Below are 15131 nucleotides of genomic sequence, written 5' to 3' on the forward strand. Positions count from 1 at the left end.
ATCTATTGATACCAATAGTCCCAAGGGCGCATGCGTCCTACCCCGACTACCTAAAGAATAGCCTATAAAAAATAGGCCAGCCAGATAAAATAACAATCTGGATGACCTTATAATACGAAAGGGCGCAATTGTGGAGGAACACTTTGTTTATTTTATTGTCACTTTAAAGAATCTGTGGTATTTCGGCATCACGTAAAAACCCTGAACCTTGGAAAAAGATGTAGGAGAACGGGATAAGTATGGAAGATTACTATTCTACGTCTATGTGAATGGCAAGAGCGTACAGGAAGAGCTTTTGAAAAAGGGACTGGCAAGAGTGGCGTATGTCCATGCAGCACAAAAGCAGCGCAGCACCACAGAGAATGAAAATGGTTAGGAAGTGTTAATACTGACCTTAATCTAGTCGACGCTAATCCATAGACTTATTTATTAACGCTCTCCTCTTTTTTTTAACGATTGAGCAGGGTCTTCTTAAGTATTGTCATTTTCAATGAGTTCAGTCTTCTTTCACGATAGCCACCCATAAAGCTCAAAAACGGAGATTCACCACGGAGAATGAAAATCAATCTAGCAGTCTATACTGTTTTAATGCTGGCGAAGAAGGTCTTTGAACTATGGTGCCTTTGAGCCCATCCGTTAGTCTGACTCCAACGACCACGGTGTACCACCGACTGTCGCGCCCTTTAGGGGTAGCACTCATGGGAGATTAATCCTTTTTTGGTCATTACGCCAGCCCAGCCTTATATTTGATTTTATTTTATGTAGAAGGGTGTCTCTTTCAATTGATTTACAAGACAACCTAATAATCAACCTTTCTAGAGGCTCAGCCTTTTTTTAAAAAACTGGTTTTTCTGGGTCTATTTTTGTATGCCCTTTTTCATTTTTTATTTTCATGGGAGTTTACATTGGATGTGAACGTATATTATCGTTGGGACTGTTATAGGATAATCTTTATAGACAGTTTGAAAAGTGCAAATGCATAGTCACTATTAGAGATGGGTCGGGTGGGTTTGCGAGCTACCACACTAAAACGAGTTTGGCGCGAGTCACGATTACTTCATTAAATAATGGAAAGGAGATGACACAAATCGTTGAAGAATGGAAAAATGCTGAAAAGGCTATCTGTGGCATTGAAGTGTTAGCAAACGATAACAATGAGCCTGTTACTGTCCAGGGCGATACACAAGGGTTACATTGTATTGGAATTGGAACAGATGCGGCTGTATTTTTATTTCAAGAAACTCCATCATTTGCATTTAAAGTATACACATCTGAGGCATTGACAAAAAAGGAAATTGAAGCGAGCGTTTATACTAAATTACATGGTTCAAAGTATTTTGCTCATTATTATGGGTCTGGATCAAACTATTTAGTTATTAGTTATGAACCAGGCATTACGTTATACGATTGTCTATTACAAGGCAAACATATCCCAAAGCAAGTAATTACTGACGTTGAAAATGCTCGCGATTTTGTACGTACTAAAGGGCTTAATCCACGTGATATTCACTTGAAAAATGTCCTATTACAAAATGGAAGAGGTAAAGTGCTTGATGTCTCAGAGTATGTTAAATCTGGAGATGATCAACGCTAGGAACATTTGCTATGGGCTTATCACCACGTTTATCCCTTAGTTGATGGCGTACCTATTCCTTCGTGGATACTTGAAACAATTAAACATCAGTATTATCGAATGGATTCTGCAACAATTGCGTTAAAGGATTTCTCTCAAAGGATGACTGAGCTCTTCTTTGGATACAAAAGAAAGTGAGATAATAATCAACTGCGAATCATAATCCGCTGTTGTCCCCGTTTCGTGTACTGGTTTGTTTTGGGTCAACTCTCTTGATCTGTTCGATTCTGCATAAACATTACCTTTCTGCATCAAAATTGCAATATTATACTAAACACTGACGTCCCACCTAGTATACTGTTTATAGTTCGGAGCTGTGTCTTCAATCTAATTTTAAAAATATATAAAAAGCCATCTCAATACAAGATAGCTTTATATATGAGTATCCGTAGGATGAAAGGTTTTCCTACGGATACTGTCCTAGATAAAAGTGGTTTCGACAAAACCAATACCTTTTCTTATTTTTTAAGTTACCCATTTCCTATATATTTTTTTTATGAACCTCGAAGGTCTTCTGTAACTTGCTTTTGTGAAATATAGATTGAACTTACCACACCAATGACCATCGATATTGTAGCAAAGATCATAAGACACCATAAATATCCCCATGGAATAAATAATGTTTCTGGTGGTGGATCAAATACACCTTTTAACATTTTAACTAGCATCTGTGCAATACCAAAGCCAAGTAGTGTTCCTATTATTCCTCCAGGTATGAGAACCATAACCCCTTCGCTCCATAGAAAAGCGCCTAGTTGATTTTGTTTGGCTCCTAATGCACTTAGAATGGCGAAAGTCCTTCGTCTCTCATTAAGTCCTAACGCAAGAATTAGGCCTGCTGTTCCTGCAACAAATAAAATGGAGAAAATAAGCTCAAGGCTTGTTAAGCTGTGTAAATTAAACGCCGTTAATCCAGAGCTTATAATACTTTGGGTTGAATTTAAGTCATTGACTTTAGCCCCAGGAATACCGGATATTATTTTTCTTGCTTTATCAGCAATTGACACAGCATCCATGTTTGTTTTTAACAATATCGTTTCCTTTGCATCTATACCAGTCATTTGACTAACATAAGAATCGTTTGCAACTAAGAAGGAATCCTTAGGAGCTGTTGGAAATTCTCTTACAACCCCAATGAATCGAAAAGGAACGACATGGTATTGGTGGTCCTTTGCATTCTGCAAGCGTAATTTGATGATATCTCCCTTTTTAAGTTGGTAGTCTTTAACTGTCTCTTCAGACACTAGAACTCCGTCAGTAGTATTAGCCAGATTTAATAGCGTTTGGCTTGCATCCCCATTTTGAAAGTAAGCATTTGACATACTTGTTACCTCGGAGATTTGTTTCGCGTCTATCCCATATATATCTTGTAGGTCATTTCCTACGTATGCATACCGGTGCTGCATTGCTTCTGCTTTTACAACTCCTGGTATTGCCTTTAAGTCTGACAACTTGGAAGTTGCCGGATTATTCGTTGTTGCTGTAACTGTTACGTCCGCTCCGTTTGTAAGCACAGCATCAACATGTGATTGAACATTGTAGGTTAAATTAAAAACGGATGTCGAGACAGCAAATGAGAAGGCAAGTGCAGTTAAGATAATCCCTCTTACGATTAATAGACGCTGGCGACTGATCGATGAGGAGACCACATTAGACAACTGTTTTGAAATGGGCTTTAAAAGAACTGAAATAAGGTTCCTAATACCAAGCCATTTGTAAAGCAAACGCATGAATAATAATGAACCCCCAACCCATAGGAAAAATGGTGCAATAAATGCTGTATAATCTACAGACGTCTGTGGAACACCCTCAGGAGCCATCACCAATTGATACCCTGTGCTCGCCGACCTCCAGAAAAATGCTCCTGCAATTAACAAGAATAGAATATCAATGTATAACCTTTGCCATAATGGTTTTTTAAGCCGCCCCACTACCTTCCTACTTGAAACGGTGGTATTGCGAGTATCTTGCCAAGCTGGTATAAGGACTGCAGCTAAGGAAAGGATTAAACCAATAGCAGATGATATTATTAGCCATAGCAACAGTGTTGAGTCCATCGCGATATGAGCGGCTGTCATCCAATGACTAAGAATAAAGGTTAAAATCATTCCGATTACAATTCCGCCGATTCCTATAATAAGCGCTTCGGCTACTCGGAAATACAGAATTTGATTTAATGAAGCGCCTCTTACTCTTAATAAGGCTTGTTCCTCTCTGTGACGGGTACGACCAGAATTGACCACCGCAATGGTTAATAGAATCGCTAAGAAGGCTCCTGGAAGTCCTAAGAAAATAAACAGGACATAGGCGTAGAGTGCATCCGAACGAACCCCGTCCAATCTGGCTGCAAGATTATTTCCGATAACCCCACTACCAGCAATTTGAGCTTCAACATTTTTGGCAAGTTGGTTTACTTGAGTATAAGCTGTGTCTGGATTTTGTGATAATTGGTGCTTAATTTTTACATGTAACTGAGTATGCACAGAGGAAGGGTTGTTTTTCAATTGCGGTTCAAAAATTTGATTCCAGGTATCTAATGGTAAAAGAATCACATTATCAGGTGGTGCTTGCAGTTGGGCTCCCTGCGGTGCACCAACTTTTTGAAACAGTGAATCGGCATTTGGAATCGTAATAATTCCATCAATCTTTATTTTTACTGGATCTAATCCAACTCGTCTAATAGATACATAATCGCCGGCGGAAACTTGCAAATTCGCAGCTGTTTGCTGATCGACCAGGACACCCTTTGTTTGTCCTATAAGTGACCGGATTTGTCCGGGAAATAGATTGATATAGTTGCTATCAATCCCAACCACCTGCCCGGCAGCAGTCACTTGAGTTGTTGAACCTGTCTTTGCTTCAAAGCCTTTAACATCTGCAAAACCTACTGTGGACAATGCGGTGTATCCAGTGGCTTTTTTAACAGCTGATATAACTTGATCTTTATTATTATTATCATTTAACAATATCTGCCAATCAACAGGGACATCTTTAATGGCTATTTCCGTCATAACCGCATCGCTGCTGACGATAAAGCTGCCTAATGATGCAATTAAAGCAACCGTGAGTGAAACACCTGCTACCGCTCCTATTAACCTGCCGTTTAGGCTTGCTATTAATCCTTTTAACCAAAGTAACCATGTTGACACTATTCTTTCACCTCAAGCATTCCTTGCTCAATTTCCCATACCTTGTCCATATGTTTCACTACATTGGGGTCATGGGTTGCAATTAGAAGTGATATCCCTTCTGTTTCAGATGCCTCTAATAACACTTTCATTAAATGATTAGCTGTTGTCTGATCAAGCTGTCCAGTTGGTTCATCTGCAAGGATGAGTTTGGGCTTACAAACCAATGCTCGTGCTGCAGACACCCGCCCGGCCTGTCCGCCTGAAAGCTCTTCTGGCAGCTTATCCTTTAAATTGTCTATCCCTAATCTCATTAATTGGAAAAAAGCAAGTTCTTCTGATTGGTTCTTTTGTTGATTAGCAAGCAGTAACGGAAGTGATACATTTTCTAATACGTTAAGTGATGGAATCAAACTTGGCATCTGAAAAATAAAGCTGATTCCCAATGGCCGTAGTGGAGATATCTTATCCTCCTCAAAATATGTCCAATCTAAGTGACCTGATGTCGGTTTTTCTAAACCACCTAGCAGTTGAAGAAGCGTTGATTTGCCACTTCCTGATTTTCCAACAAGAGCGATTCTGTCACCCATTTTAATTTGGCAGGTTGCCGATTTTAAAGCCTCCACTGAATTAACGCCGGTTGTGTATATGCAGCCAATGTCTTTAGCTTGGACTAAAATTTTTTGTGATTTAGTGGAAGAACCGCCGCTATTAAATTCAGGTTTCATTGATGATCCTCCCATCAAATAAACGTATAATACGATCTGCATGTTTCGCTAAAGCTTCACTATGAGTCGCAACTAAGGTGGACTCACCTGCTTCTCTGCGTTTATTAAAGATTTGTATGATATGCTTTTCTGTTTCTGCATCTACTTCACCTGTTGGTTCATCGGCAATCAGCAATTTAGGAGAATTAGACAGAGCAACCGCGAGTCCTGCACGCGCTGCCTCACCACCAGATAACTGTTTTGGATAAGATTTCCTTCTATGATTTAATCCAACAAGATCGAGGAGATGAGCAATAGTTTGTTTCCCGTTTTTAGCTGCAAGATTCATTTGTAATCGAATATTCCCTTCAACCGTGAGATGCTGAAACAGGTTGCCCGTCTGAAGAAGAATACCGATTTCGGAGGAACGTATGGCTGCCCGCTCTGCTTCCATTCTCCTTGTTATCCGTCTACCATCCAATTCCACATACCCACCGTCCGGTTCATCTATCCCAACTAAACAAGACAACAGAGTTGATTTCCCACTTCCTGATGGTCCCATGATGGCAAGGAATTCCCCTTTTTTAATAGATAGACTAATACCGCGTAGCGCCATTATTTCCTCTTCAGAAGCATGATAAAAACGATATAGTTCATGAGCTGTTAATACATCCATCTTATTTCCACCTAAAACTCGTTGACATTTTTCGCCACTGATCTACATTATCTGATCCTAATGGAGCCCATAAAGATAAAATGACTAACGTGTTATTTTTCTGATATAGATATGCATTATTTTCTAATCGAACTTGCTTGCCTGTAACTGTATTTTGTTCTGAATTTGAGCTGTAAACAATCCGAACGGCATCCCCGACAGGAAGATGCACTTTCGTAATACTATCTACATTTACCGCTCTTTCATTACTCTGTAACTTTGGAATCCAATTTGTCTTAACGTCATCAACAGTTAGCGTTGAGGCAAACGGTATTTCCTCTGAAATTTTGACGCCATCCAGTTTACTAACGAATTGAACGTTATTTGCGTTCGCAGAACGTGCCCAACCCTCCGGAACGACCAGAGAATAAGTGTTTTTTTGTGAGGTAAAATCGACAAAAGCCTGAGAATCCGAAATATCACCCAATGGATTTTTTTCTTGTGCAACAGGTTTTTCTGCTGATGGTTGCGTACCATTTTGATTCGTTTGAGATTGGGCTGGAGCTTGGTTCTGAGAACTGCCAGCAGTACTTTGTCCACTGCAAGCAGCAAGAGAAGACAATAATAAAATCGACCCAATCGCTGTAGTCGTTTGTTTAAACATTCATTTTACCTCCTGCTCTATTTTAAGAAAGTGAAAGGATTTCTTAACATAATAGAGCATACAGGGTGTGGATAAGAAAGTAAGAAAAGAGAAATGAGAAATCGTTGAGAATATTCCTATCCGTCTTTCATTTGTTTCCATTAAAAAGGTGTAGAATAGTATCTGAAAGGATTTTTTAATGAGGTGTCAATTATGGATAAATTAAAAATCTTGCTAGCAGAAGATGAAGAAAATGTTTCAAAGTTTATTGAATTGGAGCTTGTTCATGAAGGGTACGATGTAACCGTTGCTTTTGATGGAAAAACAGCTTTCAATTTATTTGAAAAAGAAGACTGGGATCTGATTTTATTGGACTGGATGCTACCGATGCTCGATGGACTTGAAATCTGCCGCAGAATCAGGAAGAAAAGTGCAGTTCCCATTATCATTATTACCGCTAGAGATTATCTGGGAGATAAAATTGCAGGATTGGATACAGGTGCGGATGACTATATCACCAAACCATTTGACATTGAAGAGCTGCTTGCACGGATTCGATCTGTCACTCGTCGTTATAAACCAATCGATCAGAATCAAGAAGGATTTATACGGGTCGCCGACCTTGACATGGATCTCTTGGGACGAAGAGTCACTCGTGAAGGAGTTTTAATTGATCTCACACCAAGAGAATTTAATCTTTTGTATTTTCTAATAAAAAATCAAGGCATCGTGTTATCCCGGGATCAAGTTCTATCTGAGGTGTGGGGTTATGACTTTGATGGAGGAACGAATGTGGTCGATGTGTACGTCCGCTATTTAAGAAACAAACTAGATCGCCATTATCGTACGAAATTAATCCATACAATTCGTGGCGTGGGCTATGTTCTCAGACCTGAAACTGAAAGTTGATAGATATGCAATTGGAGGCATTGTTTTGAAAAGTCGGATGAAGTTGCGATTTTCGAACTCACTAACGGTTCGATTAACTGGATTTTACATTTTGAATTTATTTGTAATCATGGTCATCATTGGAAGCATTATACTATTTGCAGCGAGCTATTTTTTAATCAATAACACAAAACAAGATACCTATATATTGCAAAGCCAACTAATTAAAGCATCCCTTGAAAAACAAATCGATTGGCAGGAAGCCATAGATAATCTTCTATACCCCAATTACGGGAATTACTACGTGGACATTATAGATTCAAAAGGGAAAACTATAGCACGTTCTCATGGTTGGGAACATATTTCAAGTGTAAAAGATACAGAAAATTATACAGGCTTGCTTCAACATGTAATCTTTAACAAAGGAAATGGTTTGTGTTATAAAAGTTCTGCCACTTGGACAGAAGCAAACGGTGAAAAGGGAAAAATTGTCGTCATTTCTCAGTTGAAACCTATTTGGGACTTCTTGAGCCTTCTTTCTAAAGTATTAATTATTTCAACAGTTCTTGGAGGCATTCTCGGCTCGATTATAATTTTTCTAGTCACAAAAAGAACCATTAATCCCTTAAAAACGATTACTAAAACGGTCAGTAAAATGATAGAGTTCATGGATTTTAAAACAAGAATCCCAATACTAAAAGGACCAGATGAATTGACCATTCTTGCTAACAGCTTCAACACACTGTTAATAAAGATTGAAGACCAATTTGATAAAGAACGAGCTTTTGTTTCAAATGCTTCCCATGAATTAAGGACACCAATTACCGCTTTTAGTGGACATCTAAATCTCTTAAAAAGGTGGGGAAAAAAAGAACCTGAGATTTTAGAGCAATCGATTAAATCCTTACAAGTAGAAGGCGAGAGAATGCAGCGATTAATCGACCAACTTTTGACTCTGGCGCGTACGGATTCACCATATATCAAAAGAAGCTTTTTAAATCTTGGATCCGTTATTGAAGAGGTAAAACAGGAATTAATTCTAAGCCTGCAGCCTGGCATCGATATTTCTAGCGTTATAGAGGAAAATGTTAAAGTTCAGGGGAATCTTGATCAAATTAGACAAGTAGCGATAATTTTAATCGAAAATGCGATTAAATACACCTATGATTCAGGGAACATATTCATTTCAGTATTTCCTCAAAACAATTGGGGCGTATTACAAGTAAGAGACTCAGGAATAGGTATTGATGAAAATGATATTAATAAAATATTCGAAAGGTTTTATCGAATTGATAAGGCGCGTTCAAGGAAAACGGGAGGAGCAGGATTGGGATTGTCCATAGCCAAGGAAATTATCGAAAGCCACGGAGGCACGATAGAGGTTGAGAGCAAGTTAGGGGTTGGAAGTACATTTACGGTCAAGCTACCTATAAGTAATTAAAATGATGATTTCATTAGTATGCGGACTACTCCGCAAAAGAAGCCGCAGAACGAGCAATAGATAAAAAGGATAAGGAAAGAATACCAAAAAACATGACTTGGATACGCTTTGTACAGGTTTTTTTTGTCCTTTGGTTGTCTTTTCTTAATATGCTATATTATATCTTTTCCGACAGGTTAAACTCCATCTCATAACAGATAGGTTAGTCAAAATCTTCCTTCTTGTATTCATCAAAGATTGACTTTTTCATCCTTTCTGGTTGGTCCATAGATCTTGTTGTCCTTTATCAATTCAAGCATCCCAAAAGCAAACTACGTTTTCTGTTATCTTGGTCAAAACAGTTTTTGTTTTACAAGCAATTCAATTATGTTTTTTAGATATTGAGCACAGAAAGGAAGATTATGTTGAATTTATCACAACTAGATTATCATTGGTTTCAAGTGATTAATCAACTTCAGCCACCTACTCTTTTTTAAACCCTGTTATGGTATTTACTGCAAATAACTTGGATTATGTTTTTTATTTAGGAGTCATCATCTATTGGTTTACTCGTCAGAAGTCAAATGTCAGATGGTCTTTGACTCTAGGATCTTCAGAGAATTTTTGGATTAAGAAATTTATAGCCGTAACTCGGTTGCTAAAAATTGAGTCGCCGTCTTCATCGAGACTTGTAACTATGTTTAATAGATGTTCCTTTATACTACCTTCAATTGAAATATCCCATACATTCTCTAAACCGAATATTAGAGTGACTCTGGATTAACTGCATTAATTTACTTCTAGCCATATCCTTATCTTGAAAGATCCTAGGAATTAGATGACCTATTTTATAAGCATTCGAATCTGACCCCTTAACAATCGCAGTAAGGGTAGCAGCAATATCTTCATCTTGCATGTCCCATCCCTCTAGTAATGCCCATGCTGACCAATGTGGGAAACTAGAACATTGTACTTTTTCAAGTAAAATCTTTTTTGCAATATCACTACACCCTGCTAGTGATGCTAATGCTATGCCTACGTCATCATGAGGATTTTTTTGAAGCCAAATATCTATTGCCTCAGTTATTAATTTATTTCCTTGATATTTCTCTCTTATTATTACCCATGCATCTACACGAAGTGCAGGCTGTTAACAAGCATAGAGTTTGAGCTATGGCCATTTGATACAAAAACCCCTCTATTCTGTAAAAATAGAAGGGGTTTTCTGGCTTAAGCAAGGTTATTTTTAATTGTAGTTTAATAAATAAGAATGATCATTTAAAACAAAAATGATTTATTTAATATAAAGATTGATAATAATTCTGTTGAAGTCTTGGCAAGGTTATTTTTTGTTCCGCAATCGGGCCATATTGTGGGATAACTCTTTTATTACGTAGTAGACTAAATACTGCGCATTAAATATTTCGTTTATGAATGAAAGAACACATTTTAAAGTAAAGAGGTTATATTTTTCTGTGATAGATTTTACATATTAGTTAACATCATCGTCGGAAAGCTCTTAATATATGTTATAGGCGTTTTTAAATCATTATTTATAGAGGCATATGAAAAAGGCATCTTAGAACCATGATGCCTTTCTAATGTGTAGGTATTGAGTTTTCTGATAGAAAGTACCCATTAGATAACAAAGAATTTAGGAAAATATGTCTAAATAGTTTAAACGATCTTATTCTCCTCCTCTATAGCCTTAACCTCCCTTGCTGCTTCTATGAAAGATAATATAATGGGTGAAAGCCACTTGTCTTTATGCCATGACATCTGTGTATATACATGCAAGTCTGGGATTCGCAATGGAAGAGCAACAAGTTCGCCCAGTTCAACTTCGGCTTCAGTTACTATTTCAGGAAGAAAGGCGATACCGATTCCCGAAATTGCACATTGTTTAACGGCTTCGGCACTTTGAAACTCTAAAGACGAGATATTATCAATATCTCCTTTCTTAAATGCTCGGTCAAACATGGTTCTATATGGACAACCCTTTTCATTAATTAGGAACACTTCTCCGTGAAAATCTTCAAGCTGTAATACAGTTTGTTTCGCAAGTGGATGAACTGGAGCGGCGAAAAAGCGAAAAGTTTCTTCCGTCAATGGTTCCACTGCAAGTCCCGTTGATCGAATGGGTTCGTCCAGTATAAAGACGACGTCCGAGGTTCCCTCAAAGAGCGTTTGTTTGAGTTGTTGATTTGGAACGGAGCGGAAGATAAGACGAACTCCCGGATACCGCGAACGAAAAAGTTTAAAGACATCTGGAAGTCGATAGGCGCAAACAACCTCGTTGGCACTGATCGTTAGGGTACCGCTTAGAATTTCATTGTCATGTACGACGCTGCGAGCTTCGTTCAATTTATTTAGAATGTCCTGGACGTGAGTTAAAAAACGTTTACCCGCAGTTGTGAGAACGAGCTGCTTGCCCAAACGATCAAAGAGACGAACATCAAGCTCTTCCTCCAATGCTTTTATTTGCATCGTGACGTTGGAGGGTATCCCCCCTTTAACTTTCAATATTATTGTATACTACTTTCAATTTTGTTCACTTTTGTTGAAGGTAACACAGTTTTATACTTAATAACAAGAAATACATACATTCTAAATGTTTGTGTTTCATTTAGAAAGGAGTGACAAATCAATGGATGATTATGAGATTTTTAATTTAGGTGATGTAACCTTGCAATCCGGAGTAACGTTACCAAGTGCTTTTCTTGCTTATAAGACTTATGGAAAATTGAATGAAAGGAAAGATAATGTCATCGTTTATCCAACGGCTTTTGGCGACCAGCATGTTCAGAATGAATGGTTGATTGGAAACGGCATGGCACTAGATCCTCAGAAATATTTCATTATCGTTCCAAATCTGCTGGGGAACGGATTATCTTCATCTCCAAGTAATACGCCTGCACCATTCGACAAGGCTAATTTTCCGCAGGTAACCATCTATGACAACGTTCAATTACAGTATCGACTAGTGACCGAAAAATTCGGCATTCAGAAGATTGCTCTCATAGTTGGATGGTCAATGGGAGGTCTTCAATCATTCCAATGGGGGGTAAGTTATCCTAACATGGTCGAACGAATTGCATCTTTCTGTGGAAATGCAAAGACTTGGCCGCAAACGTATGTGGTCCTCGATGGAATGAAGGCAGCCCTCATGGCCTCAGTTGGCTCGGATTCTACTAAGCTAAACCAGTTGACTTCTGAAGACATGCGTGCAGTTGGCCGTGTCTATGCAGGATGGGGATTATCACAGGCCTTTTATAAAGAAGAACTTTATCGTGAACTGGGATTTGACACATTGGAAGATTTTGCGGTTGGAGTTTGGGAAAATAGTTTTATGAGTATGGATCCTCACAACGTCCTAGCCATGTTATGGACAGGGCAACATGCAGATATTAGCGCAAACCCCGTATATAACGGAGATTTTGATGAGGCTCTCAAAAACATAAAAGCGCCTACCTGTGTCATGCCAGGGAGCACGGATCTCTTCTGCACGGCGGACAATAACGAATATGAGGCTAAGCTTATATCTAATGCTGAATTTAATCCCATTGAATCCATCTGGGGGCATTTTGCCGGCCGTGGAATTAACAGTACCGATAATAAATTTATTGATGACAACCTAAAACGCTTATTTACGATTCGTACAAATGGATAGTATATTATTTGTAAGTGGTGGAGAATGTCCAGTGGGCAACCAAGAATATATTAATTTCCATGTCCAATGTGAGCAAAATTGAATAATATAATAATTATTTTGTCTATGTAACCAATCTGTTGCTTTAAATCCCATAATTGTATCTTAGATGTCTTGTTATTTTTAGCGTAGGGCAACGATACTCGCAATATACCTATTAAGGAGACGATTACCTCAAAAGTAATCGTCTTTTTCTTTTACTAAAAAGCCAAAAAGCCATTGCGCAGTACAACGATACTATTCAAAAAAAAAGGATCTTCCACAATCGGGCGCAATTCTTGAGCAAGTGCGTCTTTTTGAATAGTGCTAGATTGTTTAATAACTGAATCAATCTATTATTGGTATGATAAATAATTTGACTTTTATATTTCCAATCGGTAATATAACCGTGTGGTTATAGATTAACTGTAGGAATGTGATAAATATGGGTGAGGGAAAATACACCACAACTTTGTTTGAAGTTATAGCTGAGGAAAACCGGAGAAAAATTATAGACCTTCTTAGAGCACGACCAAGGTCTGTAGGAGAATTAGTTGTGTGTACACAATTAAGCCAGCCAGGGGTTTCTAAACACCTTCGAAAATTAAGGGATGCAGGGCTAGTGATTATCAATAAGGATTCTCAGAAACATATTTATCATTTGAATGCGGAACCTCTTGCAGAAATTGATAACTGGTTAGAACCTTATCGAAAATACTGGTCAGATAAGTTAGATACCCTAGAACAATTATTAGATGAGGAGGAGTAATGTATGCTAGCAGTTGTAGAAAAGAAAGAGGAGGGCTATATAGCCACATATAATCGACCACTAAATCATTCAGTTGAAAAGGTTTGGGCTACATTAACACAGAATGATAAATTGCAAAAATGGATGCCAAACTTAGAAGTTGTGGACCTTCGAAAAGGCGGAATAATTAAGTTCAATATGAATGACGGCACAGGTAACTCTTTCGATATTTCGATCTTAGATTTCGAAGAACAATCTTACTTGCAGTATGAATGGGGAGAAGGTTGGGTTCGATTCGAGTTATCTCCTAAAGATAATGGTTGTTTATTAGTATTAAAAGAATATATCCCTACCCTCAGTGATCATACTCCAAAAGATTTATCTGGATGGCATGTATGTCTAATTATGCTTAGTGCTGTACTGGAAGGTCAATACATGGATTTCCCAAAAGGGGAATGGGAAAAATGGTACGAGAAGTATGTAAGAATAATCAACCAGTTTTAGTCCATATAAAATTCCTCAACAAAAGGGCGCGTTTCTTTAATAAGGAATGCGTCCAGTTTCATTTAAGGGGCATATAGAATAGTAAGAGTCATTTATTACCACGGTGGTCTTCTTTGTTATTGAAGTAACGGGCAGAAAGAGTCAATAAGAAAGCTCCCAATCGGCAAATGGGGATTTCCATTCAAGCCGATTCGGAGCTTATTAATCATTGCCAAGTTTATGTTTATTTTAAGGAGCAGAAAAATCTTCAGTTTGCAAATACACCCTACGGAAGCTTGTCAATTCCCTTTTCCTGGACATCAAATAACGCCATCTTATAGTTGATTTTCTCGAGTGTTTTCATCAACCGAGCGATTTGCAGCTCTACTTTCTCTTTCTGATGCGCCATTAGTTCCTTGCCTGATAGAGCTCCACATATTCTTTGATTTCTCTCAGAGACAATCCGGTTGAGCGCAACACCTGCACGGTTTCGATCCATTCCATGTCTCCCTTGCTGTATTTATGATTGCCGTGTTCATCCCGATTCACATGGGGAAGTACGCCTTCTTTCTCTTAGAAGCGCAGTGAATACGCACATATCCTGTGGCAGTTGATGAGCAAACGAAGTGTCCATTCAAAATCGGCTGTGTATAACACTTTTTTGTTCTAAATCTAACGATGATCCTATATTTTATATGAAGGTAATAATTTGAGCATTTTTTGTAACTCATACCATATGAAATAGGTGAGACGAAGATGTTTACTGTCCATTTTTTTGACGACAGAAATATTGTATTAAGTCAGCTGTTTAAACGTGTTCCATCCATTGGGGAAGAAATAAAAATTAAAGGCCGCAAAGGAAAAGTTTCAGATGTTACGAATATCGATGAAAAAAATGTTCATGCGAAAGTTATATTTGAAAGCGTTAGCAAAAATAAAGCGACTGTAGACAATTCAAAAAAGAAGAAAAGGTAAATTTGTATATTCCTTTCAAGTAAAGCATCATCTCTTATTAGTTGCACAAGAAATATGTTTTAAAATAGCCTTTATCAATGATTACTCGGTAAGCTAAGATACAGGCTTTATATTTCGCTAACTTAGTGTCCTTTGCTGCAATTGAAACCATTTTCACTAAGCA

General features: G+C 38.1%; 13 protein-coding genes and 2 pseudogenes. 8 read left to right on the top strand and 7 right to left on the bottom strand.

All coding sequences use genetic code 11. From position 1 onward, the window contains the following. Positions 1 to 208: 208 nt before the first annotated feature. Together ACOT8F_RS18690 and ACOT8F_RS18695 are read left to right on the top strand one after the other, a co-directional pair. Positions 209 to 367: pseudogene (locus ACOT8F_RS18690) on the top strand (thermonuclease family protein); the annotation flags it as partial. Positions 368 to 1087: 720 nt separating this feature from the next. Further along, a pseudogene (locus ACOT8F_RS18695) lies at positions 1088 to 1771 on the top strand (serine/threonine protein kinase). Positions 1772 to 2127: 356 nt separating this feature from the next. Here the strand turns inward: ACOT8F_RS18695 and ACOT8F_RS18700 are convergent. Genes ACOT8F_RS18700 through ACOT8F_RS18715 form a run of 4 tightly spaced genes read right to left on the bottom strand, consistent with a single transcriptional unit; the run spans position 2128 to position 6787 of the window. Then, a complete protein-coding gene (locus tag ACOT8F_RS18700) occupies positions 2128 to 4782 on the bottom strand; it encodes an ABC transporter permease (RefSeq protein WP_421653458.1) in 2655 nt (884 codons plus the stop codon). Beyond that, complete coding sequence (locus ACOT8F_RS18705) at positions 4782 to 5489, bottom strand: ABC transporter ATP-binding protein (RefSeq protein ID WP_421653459.1); 708 nt, start codon at positions 5487 to 5489, stop codon at positions 4782 to 4784. The genes ACOT8F_RS18700 and ACOT8F_RS18705 overlap by 1 nt, the downstream gene beginning before the upstream one ends. Next, positions 5479 to 6144 (bottom strand): ABC transporter ATP-binding protein, encoded by a 666-nt coding sequence (locus ACOT8F_RS18710; protein ID WP_421653460.1) that lies wholly within the window; start codon positions 6142 to 6144, stop codon positions 5479 to 5481. The genes ACOT8F_RS18705 and ACOT8F_RS18710 overlap by 11 nt, the downstream gene beginning before the upstream one ends. 1 nt (position 6145) lies before the next feature. Next, a complete protein-coding gene (locus ACOT8F_RS18715; RefSeq protein ID WP_421653461.1) occupies positions 6146 to 6787 on the bottom strand; it encodes a hypothetical protein in 642 nt (213 codons plus the stop codon). Between the two features lie 192 nt (positions 6788 to 6979). Between ACOT8F_RS18715 and ACOT8F_RS18720 the strand changes: the two genes are divergently transcribed. Next, positions 6980 to 7675: a response regulator transcription factor gene (locus tag ACOT8F_RS18720; RefSeq protein ID WP_421653507.1), complete on the top strand. Its 696-nt coding sequence runs from the start codon at positions 6980 to 6982 to the stop codon at positions 7673 to 7675. Between the two features lie 25 nt (positions 7676 to 7700). Next, positions 7701 to 9095: a sensor histidine kinase gene (locus tag ACOT8F_RS18725; protein ID WP_421653462.1), complete on the top strand. Its 1395-nt coding sequence runs from the start codon at positions 7701 to 7703 to the stop codon at positions 9093 to 9095. Positions 9096 to 10751: 1656 nt separating this feature from the next. Here the strand turns inward: ACOT8F_RS18725 and ACOT8F_RS18730 are convergent. After that, positions 10752 to 11597, bottom strand: coding sequence for a LysR family transcriptional regulator (locus ACOT8F_RS18730; protein WP_421653463.1), 846 nt, complete (start codon positions 11595 to 11597; stop codon positions 10752 to 10754). A gap of 124 nt (positions 11598 to 11721) precedes the next feature. On the opposite strand from ACOT8F_RS18730, the gene ACOT8F_RS18735 reads away from it, so the two are divergent. The 3 genes from ACOT8F_RS18735 to ACOT8F_RS18745 all read left to right on the top strand — a co-directional run bounded on the left by ACOT8F_RS18735 (position 11722) and on the right by ACOT8F_RS18745 (position 14014). Further along, entirely contained in the window at positions 11722 to 12744 is a 1023-nt protein-coding gene (locus ACOT8F_RS18735) for an alpha/beta fold hydrolase (protein WP_421653464.1), read from the top strand. 463 nt (positions 12745 to 13207) lie between these two features. After that, the gene (locus ACOT8F_RS18740; protein WP_421653465.1) at positions 13208 to 13531 is read left to right on the top strand and encodes an ArsR/SmtB family transcription factor; all 324 of its coding nucleotides are present in this window, start codon (positions 13208 to 13210) and stop codon (positions 13529 to 13531) included. Between the two features lie 3 nt (positions 13532 to 13534). Further along, the gene (locus ACOT8F_RS18745; protein ID WP_421653466.1) at positions 13535 to 14014 is read left to right on the top strand and encodes an SRPBCC family protein; all 480 of its coding nucleotides are present in this window, start codon (positions 13535 to 13537) and stop codon (positions 14012 to 14014) included. A 265-nt stretch (positions 14015 to 14279) separates the two neighbouring features. On the opposite strand, the gene ACOT8F_RS18750 is transcribed toward ACOT8F_RS18745, so the two are convergent. Both ACOT8F_RS18750 and ACOT8F_RS18755 read right to left on the bottom strand, forming a co-directional pair. After that, on the bottom strand, positions 14280 to 14402 hold the full coding sequence (locus ACOT8F_RS18750) for a hypothetical protein (protein ID WP_421653467.1): 123 nt from the start codon (positions 14400 to 14402) through the stop codon (positions 14280 to 14282). After that, the gene (locus ACOT8F_RS18755; RefSeq protein ID WP_421653468.1) at positions 14402 to 14542 is read right to left on the bottom strand and encodes a MerR family transcriptional regulator; all 141 of its coding nucleotides are present in this window, start codon (positions 14540 to 14542) and stop codon (positions 14402 to 14404) included. The genes ACOT8F_RS18750 and ACOT8F_RS18755 overlap by 1 nt, the downstream gene beginning before the upstream one ends. Before the next feature lie 207 nt (positions 14543 to 14749). Between ACOT8F_RS18755 and ACOT8F_RS18760 the strand changes: the two genes are divergently transcribed. Then, on the top strand, positions 14750 to 14968 hold the full coding sequence (locus ACOT8F_RS18760; protein WP_421653469.1) for a hypothetical protein: 219 nt from the start codon (positions 14750 to 14752) through the stop codon (positions 14966 to 14968). The last annotated feature ends 163 nt before the right edge of the window (positions 14969 to 15131 follow it).

Source organism: Chryseobacillus diguaensis, from assembly GCF_049220665.1.
GTDB lineage: Bacteria > Bacillota > Bacilli > Bacillales > Bacillaceae > Metabacillus_B.